The organism is Neobacillus sp. PVCKKU3 (assembly GCF_058323225.1).
This window is the reverse complement of record NZ_JBLVQN010000055.1, coordinates 32,002-42,398: the sequence shown is the minus strand read 5'-3', so window position 1 is coordinate 42,398 and position 10,397 is coordinate 32,002. Positions and strand designations below refer to the sequence as shown.

Here is a 10,397-nt window from a genome sequence, read left to right as displayed (position 1 = left end):
TAAAAAACCACTTACTCCAAAAGAAGAATTACATAATCTCAGTTTAGAGGAAATAAAAGCACGATTTGAACAAGTAGATTCAATCGTAAATGAATTATTAGAACTACATGGCCATGAATTAAACGTGCTAATTGAGAGAGAGATCCCTTGGAGAGAAGCACCTGAACGATTATCTATTACTCCTCGAAAATTGCTTATGCACACCATTACTCACGAGTTTCATCACAAGGGACAAATAGTAGCCATGCTCCGTCAGATGGGTTATGAGCCCCCAAATACAGATGTATTAGGAACAGAAGATTAATTTTATCTAGAAGTATTTTGGGCGATGTTTAATTGACATTGCCTTTTTTGTTGAGTAAGTTTGTGAGGTTTCCTTCAAGTGAGAATTCTCGCCAGACCAAACGCAACTGCTGCTGCAATTCCCCCAGTAATCGTGGTTTGAACAGCACTCTTAATAGGTGAAGTTCCCGTGAACCTTCCTTTTACGTATCCAAAAATCATCAAAGCGATCAGTGTGACCACTACAGAAACCATTAAAGCTGTTGCAGGATGCCTAAAGATAAAATAAGGGAACAGTGGAATTAACCCGCCGACAATATAAGAAACGGCAATGGTAATCGCACTGTTCCTAGCTCTTGTAGGCTCTGGTTTCTCCAACCCTAATTCGAATCTCATCATAAAATCCACCCATTTTTCAGGGTTTTTTTTCATGGTTTCTGTAATCGATTTGATTTGTTCTTCTTCAAGTCCATATCCCCTGAAAATTTCGGATACTTCCTCTTCTTCGCGTTCCGGAAGCTCTATTACTTCGCGCTGTTCGCGAGCAAGTTCAGATTCGTAATGTTCCGCATCTGTTTTACCTGCCAAGTATCCTCCGAGCCCCATTGCAATTGACCCTGCTGCAATTTCAGCACTTCCTGCCGTGAGAATCAATGTTGTTGTATCAACAGCCCCGGACAAACCAGCAGCTAATGCAAATGGTACGGTTAATCCGTCTGACATACCAATGACAACATCCCGAATGAAGTCAGACCCAGAAAAATGTTCTTCTACGTGATGCAGGTGTTGATCCATATTTTTCACCTCCAATTAACTAATTTTACCATTATGAGCCCGATTTTTTATAGTATTTACTGTCGCTTGTAAAAAATTCTACGAACAAAATTGGGAATATTTTATTCGTCAAATATAATTTAGTATGCAAATAATTAAGCTATTTTCTTATTAATTTATAATTAAAAATTCATTAATTTAGAAAATGTATTCATTTATCGTGCTACATTGTATTTGAGGCTTATTTTTACTTTAAATGGTTTGTTTTTCGAAAAAATAGGATTCGGTGACAATGACCAAATTAAGAATGTAAAAGTTGTTTTGGATTAAAAAATGCAGAAGGTATACAAATACTACTTTAATTAATAGGAGGACAAACCAATGAATACACGGGCAATCAAGGCTCAAAAACAAGGATGGATTCCTAAAAAGGAACGCATATGGGTAATTGTGGCGATTATTATCGCTGCTTTGATCGTGCTTTGGGAACTGAAGGGACTATCACAGCTTCCATTAACCACTCTGCACAGCAGGCAGTTCAAACATACATTTAAAGATTTTGGCTCCAATGCAAGAATTGCCTTATTTTTTGTACTTGCTTATTATGTGCTTCTTCGTGTTATGAAGCTTGATTATTTAAAAGGTCAAGCCAATTTGAAAAAAAGGTTGTCCACTTTACTGCGCTTTGCCCGAAAATGGCATACTCCAGTAGCCATTCTCGCCATCGCTTTTATTATCGTGCATACGGTGGCTGTCTTTATGCACGGCTTCAAATTTGATTTTAATAATATAAGTGGATTGCTTTCCTTGATTGTCCTGCTTCCTGTTCCGATATCAGGACTATTTCGATATCAAAGAATGGACCGGAAGTGGCATCTACGGTCTGGTGTTGCTTTTGCCATTCTATTTTTAATTCATTCCTTTTTATAAACAATATGTGCATAAGCCGTTTTAAAATCAGAGAAATAGTCTATATTCAGGTGTAATGACGTAACTGTAACAATTTAGTGACTTTTAAATAAGTGCTTCAAATGTCAGCTTTTCTTTTTCCACTAACCTACCCTCAATAGAATAGCTAAAGAAGATCGCGGCGGCGGTCTTTTTTTCTTGAACTAACTTGGCAGAATAGTTGATAGGAAAATCTAGCTATAAGTGAAACTTATTAAATGTCATAAAGTAATACCAATTAACTTATGGGGTCAATTCAGTTAGCATAGAATTTAATAAAAGGGGTGATTTGATTGAACACAGAAATAAGGTTTAGAATGGCTACTGAAAAAGATTTAGACAGTATTGTTGCAATGCTTTCTGATGATGTTTTGGGAATTAAACGTGAGCGTTATGAGCATCCACTTCCTAGTAGTTACATAAAAGCATTTGAGGCTATTACATCTGACCCTAATAACGAGTTAGTTGTGGCGTGTGACGGTAATGAAGTGATTGGGGTGCAACAAATTACTTTTACACCATATATAACACATCAAGGTGGATGGAGAGCTACTATCGAAGGAGTGAGAACATCAGCTTCTGTAAGAGGTAAGGGTGTAGGTACTGAACTTATAAAATGGGCAATTCAACGTGCAGAAGCACGTGGTTGTCATTTAGTACAACTGACAACTGATAAAAAAAGACCAGATGCCTTAAGGTTTTATGAACGGTTAGGTTTTAAAGCAACACATGAAGGTTTAAAGCTGAAGCTTTAAAAATTGGTGGCGTATCTACAACCAACTAATACGCTCTTTTACTTAATGCTCAGTATTTTTTAATTATTGTATTGGTTTTATACGGGGATAGAGAGCGAGGGAGTCAATCTAGTCGGTAATTCTTAGCAAATTGGAAGGCATGGTAAAAGATTGAGGGGTATATAAATGTGTTAGAATTTTTACTTCATATTTTGATAAGTTTCATGATGTTAGGAATATCATTGTTTCCAGCACAAATGGTAAAAACTAAGGGTGGTGGTGCTCTGGCAATTATGGCTGGGATATCTGGACTATTAGGGATTATTTTAGTAGGTACAGGTATTTACATTGGAGGGGCAGAGGCTGTGCATGCATATCACTACATAGCATTTATAGCACAATTGATAATTCTAGGTCTTTCCCTATTAATCTACCGTCTTTTTAAAAAGCTGGGGTATTCAAAGTTAATAAATATCTGTTCAATTTGCTTAGTAATAATTAGTCAATTAACTTATGTTTACTATATTATTGCGAGTTTTATTTATTAATATTAGACAAAAATTAAGAGAATATTTGTAATTCTAATTTTGAAGTATAAAAAACGTAAGCCCAAAATAAAAATAGACACGCATCATTCGCTCAGTCAGCCTTTGGATCGACTGAACGACTAAATCTAGCTTGGATTCTATTTGATAGAGAAGATAGAGGGTCACAACGATAGGGAAGCCAACCTCATTGATAAATGAGATGATTTGTTCCACGGCAGATTCGCTCCTTTCCGATTAATATTTTTAAAGAGGCCGGTTTCGTTAAAGAACCGGCCTCCCCCCTTAAACGTATTGAAGGGAAAAGGACAGGGGGAGGATTAATTTTTTAAAAGTTTATAATTTAAGAAGTAAATGTTTATGTAGGTTAACGGAGGGAAGATTGTCGGTTTTTATGAGGTAATCGGGTTGCCTTTGCAAAGTAAACGTGCGTTTGGAAATTTTGTGAGTAGATGTGGTTGTAAAAAGTAATTACGGAAATTCTTTGACAAATAATTTAAATTTAAATAGTCCCAAAATTACAAATATAGTATAGTATAGTATCACATTGATACTATACTAGCTGAAAGTAGGGGTGAAAGAATGGATTTAATGAATATTCAGCCTGTTGTCCAAAGTATTGCAGATGCAATAGCGGCTGTTTTAAAGATTGAGGTTGAAATTGCCAATCATCATTTTATTAGAGTTGCAGGTACAGGGGAGCAACGGGTAAGTGTCCTTCACAAAATGGAAGGGGATCTCGTCTATAAATCTGCCATTCGTACCGGGCAGCCAGTCATTATCACAAATCCTGGGTATGCAGAGGTTTGTCAGAGATGCCAATTTTTCCAAAATTGCTCAGAGACCGGGGAGATTTGCACGCCAATTACATATGATAACCGGGCGATTGGTGTGATTGGGCTATTGGCATTTAACGAGGAGCAGCGCCAGCGTTTGTTTGAGAACACGGATGGAATATTGACTTTTTTAAGAAAAATGGCAGACCTTTTATCAAGTAAATTGCATTTATACCATTTGAATCAACAGCTTACAAGCAACTCAGAAAAAATGGAAAAGTTGATGGATCTTGTTCATGTAGGAATGATTGTGATTGACGAAAAAGGAAAGCTGAATGAAATGAACCTAAAAGCTGAAATGCTATTGGGAGCAGAAAACAAGGCAGTTCCTCTCCATGTACAAAACTTAATTCGTGATTTTGCTTGGGAGTCAGGGGTTTTGAGTCGAACCATTACGCTTGTAACCAGCAGGGGAGAGAAATCTTTGCTTTTGACTAAACAAAAACTATCTTCTCTAGCATCATATCAGACGGAGTATTTGATTAGTATTCAGGATGTCAAAGAGATTCGAAATCTTGCAGAAATGGCAGCGGAGGACCAAAAGAAACCGTTTGACCAAATTATTGGTGTCAGCACACAAATCACGGAGGTAAAAAAATACGCCTTTAAGGTATCCCAATCTGACTCCACCGTCTTAATTCAAGGGGAAAGCGGTACAGGGAAGGAGGAATTCGCCAGAGCCATTCACCATTCGAGTATGAGGAAGGAGCATCCCTTAATTACTGTCAATTGTGGTGCTATTCCTGAGCACTTATTAGAGAGTGAGTTGTTTGGTTATGAGAGAGGCGCGTTTACTGGTGCCAATCAAAAAGGGAAGCCGGGTAAATTTGAATTGGCCCATCAAGGGACGATCTTTTTAGATGAAATAGGCGAGATGCCTCCGCTGTTACAAGTGAAGCTGCTGCGTGTTCTCCAACAGAAGGAAATAGAACGTCTTGGCAGTACCCATACGATCCCAGTTGATGTAAGGGTGATCGCGGCAACGAACAAAGATTTGCAGGAAATGGTGAATAATGGACTGTTTAGGGAGGATTTGTATTTCCGGCTCAATGTCATTCCTATCGTGATTCCGCCGCTTAGAAGCAGGAAGGAGGACATCATTGCTCTGAGTGACCACTTTATTTCCTTGTTCAATGAACAATTTCATGCGAATGTATTAGGCTTTGGAAAGAATGTCATAAGTGCCATGTTAAATTATCCATGGAAGGGTAATGTTCGAGAACTGAAAAATTTTATTGAATACCTATTTAATTTTATTACCAATGGGTGGATCACCATGGAGGCAGCAGGTGAATTAATTCAACGAAAGCTAGAAATGGAAAAACAGAAGATTCCTCTTACCTCTACATCTTTCTCCTTAGTTGAAATGGAAAAGGATTTGATTAAAAAAGCTCTTCAATACGTTCACAATCATCAGCTCAACGTGGAGGATGCAAGCCAATTATTAGGAATTGGGCGAGCTACGCTGTTTCGAAAAATAAAAAAGTATCAAATTGATATTTGATATCAAAATGAGACTTTTTTGTTTTACTAGGAATTTTGATCCGAATTTTTTAGTTTGAGTATCATTTTGGTACCTTTTTAAGATTTTCATTTTTATATAAGCGCTTACTGAAGGGGTCTTCATCTTGGCACGCGACTTGCATTGTATAAGGATAGAAAAACTCTAAAGGAGGAGCAAATATATGCTGCAACAAGTTCAAACAAATAAAGCACCAGCAGCGGTAGGCCCCTATTCCCAAGCAATCATTGCCAATGGTTTTGTCTTTCTATCAGGCATGCTGCCGTTAGATTGCGAAACCGGGAATATAGTAGGGGATTCCGCAGCCGAACAGACAGAGCAAATCTTAAAAAATATTTCAGAATTGCTGTCAGAGTTAAATCTGGGTTTAGAGGATATTGTGAAAGCGACGATCTTCCTTGATTCTATTGATTCATTTCAAAGTGTAAATGAAGTGTATGGATCATATTTTTCAGAACATAAGCCTGCAAGAAGCTGTTTCGAGGTGTCTGCCATCCCTAAAGGGGCAAAGGTGGAAATCGAAGTTATTGCAGTAACAAAATAGAAAAGGAGGGGTTGTTAGTGCAGAGTACCATGAGAAAGGATATGAAATGGGTTTCCAATACATTTTATGATCCTGTCTATAACGACGATGAATTATCATTTTTTCAAGATAAAGAGGTTGAAAAGATCCACCAGTTTCAAAAATCCCATGAATCCTATACAGAAACACCCTTGCATTCATTAAAAAATTTAGCGGACTATCTTAATGTTTCCGAAATCCTAGTGAAGGATGAATCGTACCGTTTTGGCCTTAATGCCTTTAAGGTAATGGGTGGTATTTATGCGGTGGCAAAGTACCTGGCCAATCAACTTGGCGAAAACATTGAGAACCTTTCATTTAAAGAACTGCAGTCTCCTCGAGTAAAAGAAAAGCTTGGGGAAGTCACCTTTATTTCTGCAACGGACGGGAACCATGGCCGCGGGGTTGCCTGGGCGGCAAGAGAGCTGGGTCATAAATCGATCATTTATATGCCAAAGGGTTCGTCCTTGATTCGTCTGAATGCGATTCGGAACGAAGGAGCAGAGGCGGATATTACGGAGTTAAATTATGACGATGCTGTTCGAATGTGTGCCAGCCTTGCAAATAAAAATGGCTGGGTAATGGTTCAAGATACTGCTTGGGAAGGTTATGATGAAATTCCGCTTTGGATCATGCAGGGATATGCATCGATGGCTAAAGAAGTGGTCGATCAAATGGGCAGCGCCGGAGGAGAACCGCCTACACATATTTTCTTGCAGGCCGGAGTTGGATCTTTTGCCGCTGGGGTCGCTGCTTATATGGTTCAGCATTATCGAGAAAATCCGCCGGTGATTATCGTAGTGGAACCGGAAAAAGCTGATTGTTACTACAGGTCCTTTGCCAATAAAGAAGGGAAGCGAGAGGTTGTCGGCGGAGATATGGACACCATCATGGCAGGCCTAGCTTGCGGGGAACCGAATACAAGGGCGTTTCGGATATTGGGTCAATACGCTAAGGCAGCCTTCTCCTGTAACGATAATATTTCCGCATTGGGGATGAGGCTCTACGGAAATCCGCTGAAGGATGACCCTCGGGTTATTTCTGGCGAATCAGGCGCGGTGACCCTCGGGCTTGTCTACTATTTACGGAAACTGGAAGCAGACCAATCTGTAAATGATGAGATATTACTAGACTCAAATTCAAGAATCTTGCTGATTAGCACAGAAGGGGATACTGACCCGGACCATTATAAAAAGGTTGTTTGGGAAGGGCGCTGTCCGATTTAAAATAGGGGCTCGGGCCAAGGCTTTTGGAGCTATATTCAAAGTTTTTGGATGACGCGGTGAAGTGCCTGGCCTAAGAGTCGATCTGGAAAAGGAATAGAAATTTTGTATAGGGGGAGTAAAGGTGTTATCAGAAAAACGGAAAGAAAGCGTGATTAAGCTTTGTCAATCATTAGTGAGATTAAAAAGTTATTCCGGCCAAGAGGATTTGGTGGCAAAAGAGATTAAGGCATATGCTGAACAGCATGGCTTTGATGAATGTATTGTAGATGAGTACGGGAATGTCATGCTCGTTATAAACGGCAATATGGAGGGACCTACCGTATTATTGGATGGCCATATTGATACTGTACCAGTACATACTGAGCAGTGGACCGTCGACCCTTTTTCAGGCGAAATAAGAGATGGAAAAATTTATGGCAGAGGAACCTCCGATATGAAGGGGGCCGTTAGTGCTATGATTGCTGCGGCAATCAATTTTGCTGAAGATACAAAGAAAGCCTTTCCTGGTAAGGTGGTTGTTTCATGCAGCGTCCATGAGGAGTGCTTTGAGGGAGTAGCGACAAGACGGGTTAGTGAAATTGTAAACCCAGATTATGTCGTCATTGGAGAGGCAACGAATTTAAAACTAAATCGGGGACAAAGGGGCCGTGCGGAAATCGTCGTCGAAACCGTTGGAAAGCCTGCCCATTCCTCTAATCCGGAAAAAGGAATTAATGCGGTCTATCATATGATGAAGCTCCTTTCTGAGATTCGTAACCTGCCAGTGAATGAACATGAAGTATTAGGAAAAGGAATACTTGAATTAACGGATATCAAATCCTCTCCTTATCCTGGGGCATCTGTCGTTCCATCCTTATGTACAGTGACATTTGACCGCCGGCTGCTGGTGGGGGAAACAAAGGAATCCGTTTTAGCGCCAATCCAGGATCTCATTGATAAGCTCCAGTTGGGGGATTCGCAGTTTAAAGCAAGCGTAAAGTACGCTTTCGGCGAGGAACGCTGTTATACAGGGGCCCTAATTAGAGATGAGCGATTTTTCCCGGGATGGGTATATGATGATGACGAAGATTTTGTCCAGCTTCCATTAAAAGAATTAGCTGCGATTGGACTCACACCTGAACTGTCTCATTATTCCTTCTGTACAAATGGAAGCCACTTTGCAGGTGAAGCAAATATTCCAACCATCGGCTTTGGGCCGTCGTTAGAATCACAGGCCCACGTTGATGATGAATATATCGAGATTGAGCAATTGGTAAAAGCTACAGCAGGCTACTCGGCCATTATGAGAGCGTTAACATCGATTCATTCCAAGGAAAAGGAGACGGTAAGACATGTATGATTTAATCATTCGCAACGGGAAAATTATTGACGGGACAGGTTCGCCATGGTACTACGGGGACTTGGCGATAGAGAACGGAAAAATCGCCAAGATTGGAAAATTAACCAATCTCCAGGCGAAGGAGGAAATTGATGCGAAGAATCAAGTTGTAAGTCCTGGATTTATTGATATGCATACCCATTCCGACCTTGTTATTCTTGATGAGCCTTTGATCGAGGCAAAGGTTCGCCAGGGAATTACAACCGACTTGCTAGGGCAGGACGGAATTGCTGCAGCCCCGCTGCCAAAGGAATATGTTTCGCCATGGAGAAAAAATCTGGCTGGATTGGATGGCAACCCGCCAATTGAATGGGACTGGACAACGGTTTCTGAATATTTAGATAAGATTGAGAAGAACAATCCAAGCTACAATTTGGCGGTGCTTGCCCCGCATGGGAATATCCGGATGGAGGTTATGGGACTCGACAATCGTCCGGCTACAGATGACGAGATTAAACAAATGCAAGACGTTCTCCGCCGTTCTTTAGATGAAGGAGCAGTTGGCTTATCGACCGGATTAATTTATCCGCCATGCTGTTTTGCCGAAATGAAAGAATTAGAGGCATTATGCCAAGTAATTGCGGAATACGGGGTGCCGCTGGTCATCCACCAGAGAAGTGAAGGGGACGAAATTCTGGAATCCATGCAGGAATTGATCGACATGATGAAGCGGTGCGGAGCCCACCTTCATTTTTCACACTTAAAGAACTGCGGCAAGGATAACTGGCATAAGACACCGGATGTATTAAAAAAGATTGACCAAGCGCGGGAAGAAGGGTTAGAAGTAACCTTTGACCAATACCCGTACACGGCCGGAAGTACGATGCTGAGTGCCATTCTGCCGCCTTGGGTTCATGCTGGCGGCACCGATCAGCTGCTCGAACGCCTCGCCGATGAAGGGCTTCGGAAGAAAATGATCGAGGAGATGGCAACAGGCTTTAAGGGATGGGACAGCATGTCGAAATGGGCCGGTTGGGATGGAATTATTGTTACATCCGTAGAATCCGCTGAGAAACAGTATTGTGTAGGCAAGACGATTGAACAAATTGCTGAATTAGACGGCCGGGAAAATTGTGCCGAAGTAGCTCTGGACTTGATTCTTCACGAGAAAAATGGCGTTGGGATGATTGATTTTGTCATGAATGAGGAATCCGTTAAGGCAATCCTTGCACACCCGGCTGGGACGATTGGAAGCGACGGTTTATTAGGCGGTGAACCACATCCTCGTGCCTACGGTTCATTTCCTCGGATTCTTGGAAAATATGTAAGGGAAGAAAAGGTTCTCCCGTTAGAAGATATGATTCGCCGTATGACGTCCCAGCCTGCGAGAATCATAGGTTTGCAGGACCGCGGGATCTTACGTGAGGGATTGGCCGCTGATATTGTCATCTTTAACCCAGACGAAATTATCGACCAAGCCACATTTGAAAAACCGCGCCAGTTCAATCTTGGAATTGATACGGTCATCGTCAACGGTGAGGTTGTCATTCAAGGTGAGCAGGCTTATCGGAAAGCTGTGGGAAAGGTGATTCGCCGTCATTATCCAGGGGTTCAAGGAGTTAATGAAAAAGAGTTATTGTCCCGTTAAGA

General features: G+C 40.9%; 11 protein-coding genes. 9 read left to right on the top strand and 2 right to left on the bottom strand.

Annotated features, from left to right (window positions below; all coding sequences use genetic code 11):
- Positions 1-304 (top strand): DinB family protein (locus tag ACNQGS_RS26110; RefSeq protein WP_491489921.1); only part of this gene is annotated, 304 nt, incomplete at its 5' end.
- A gap of 74 nt (positions 305-378) precedes the next feature.
- On the opposite strand, the gene ACNQGS_RS26105 is transcribed toward ACNQGS_RS26110, so the two are convergent.
- On the bottom strand, positions 379-1,077 hold the full coding sequence (locus ACNQGS_RS26105) for a VIT1/CCC1 transporter family protein (RefSeq protein WP_491489919.1): 699 nt from the start codon (positions 1,075-1,077) through the stop codon (positions 379-381).
- A gap of 360 nt (positions 1,078-1,437) precedes the next feature.
- Here ACNQGS_RS26105 and ACNQGS_RS26100 point away from each other — a divergent pair, with 360 nt between their 5' ends.
- The 3 genes from ACNQGS_RS26100 to ACNQGS_RS26090 all read left to right on the top strand — a co-directional run bounded on the left by ACNQGS_RS26100 (position 1,438) and on the right by ACNQGS_RS26090 (position 3,286).
- A complete protein-coding gene (locus ACNQGS_RS26100; RefSeq protein ID WP_491489918.1) occupies positions 1,438-1,986 on the top strand; it encodes a hypothetical protein in 549 nt (182 codons plus the stop codon).
- 335 nt (positions 1,987-2,321) lie between these two features.
- Complete coding sequence (locus ACNQGS_RS26095; RefSeq protein WP_491489928.1) at positions 2,322-2,759, top strand: GNAT family N-acetyltransferase; 438 nt, start codon at positions 2,322-2,324, stop codon at positions 2,757-2,759.
- Positions 2,760-2,926: 167 nt separating this feature from the next.
- Positions 2,927-3,286 (top strand): hypothetical protein, encoded by a 360-nt coding sequence (locus ACNQGS_RS26090; protein WP_491489916.1) that lies wholly within the window; start codon positions 2,927-2,929, stop codon positions 3,284-3,286.
- A 33-nt stretch (positions 3,287-3,319) separates the two neighbouring features.
- Here ACNQGS_RS26090 and ACNQGS_RS26085 read toward each other — a convergent pair whose 3' ends face one another.
- Complete coding sequence (locus tag ACNQGS_RS26085) at positions 3,320-3,499, bottom strand: YvrJ family protein (protein ID WP_491489914.1); 180 nt, start codon at positions 3,497-3,499, stop codon at positions 3,320-3,322.
- 366 nt (positions 3,500-3,865) lie between these two features.
- Between ACNQGS_RS26085 and ACNQGS_RS26080 the strand changes: the two genes are divergently transcribed.
- The 5 genes from ACNQGS_RS26080 to ACNQGS_RS26060 all read left to right on the top strand — a co-directional run bounded on the left by ACNQGS_RS26080 (position 3,866) and on the right by ACNQGS_RS26060 (position 10,395).
- Positions 3,866-5,623, top strand: a complete 1,758-nt coding sequence (locus ACNQGS_RS26080; RefSeq protein ID WP_491489912.1) for a sigma 54-interacting transcriptional regulator — start codon at positions 3,866-3,868, stop codon at positions 5,621-5,623.
- 184 nt (positions 5,624-5,807) lie between these two features.
- On the top strand, positions 5,808-6,185 hold the full coding sequence (locus ACNQGS_RS26075; protein WP_491489926.1) for a RidA family protein: 378 nt from the start codon (positions 5,808-5,810) through the stop codon (positions 6,183-6,185).
- 17 nt (positions 6,186-6,202) lie between these two features.
- Positions 6,203-7,429, top strand: coding sequence for a diaminopropionate ammonia-lyase (gene dpaL, locus ACNQGS_RS26070; protein ID WP_491489911.1), 1,227 nt, complete (start codon positions 6,203-6,205; stop codon positions 7,427-7,429).
- A 121-nt stretch (positions 7,430-7,550) separates the two neighbouring features.
- Complete coding sequence (locus tag ACNQGS_RS26065) at positions 7,551-8,768, top strand: YgeY family selenium metabolism-linked hydrolase (protein ID WP_491489910.1); 1,218 nt, start codon at positions 7,551-7,553, stop codon at positions 8,766-8,768.
- Positions 8,761-10,395 carry an N-acyl-D-amino-acid deacylase family protein gene (locus ACNQGS_RS26060; protein WP_491489909.1) on the top strand — a complete coding sequence of 545 codons (1,635 nt, stop codon included), beginning with the start codon at positions 8,761-8,763 and terminating at the stop codon, positions 10,393-10,395. The genes ACNQGS_RS26065 and ACNQGS_RS26060 overlap by 8 nt, the downstream gene beginning before the upstream one ends.
- Positions 10,396-10,397: the final 2 nt, after the last annotated feature.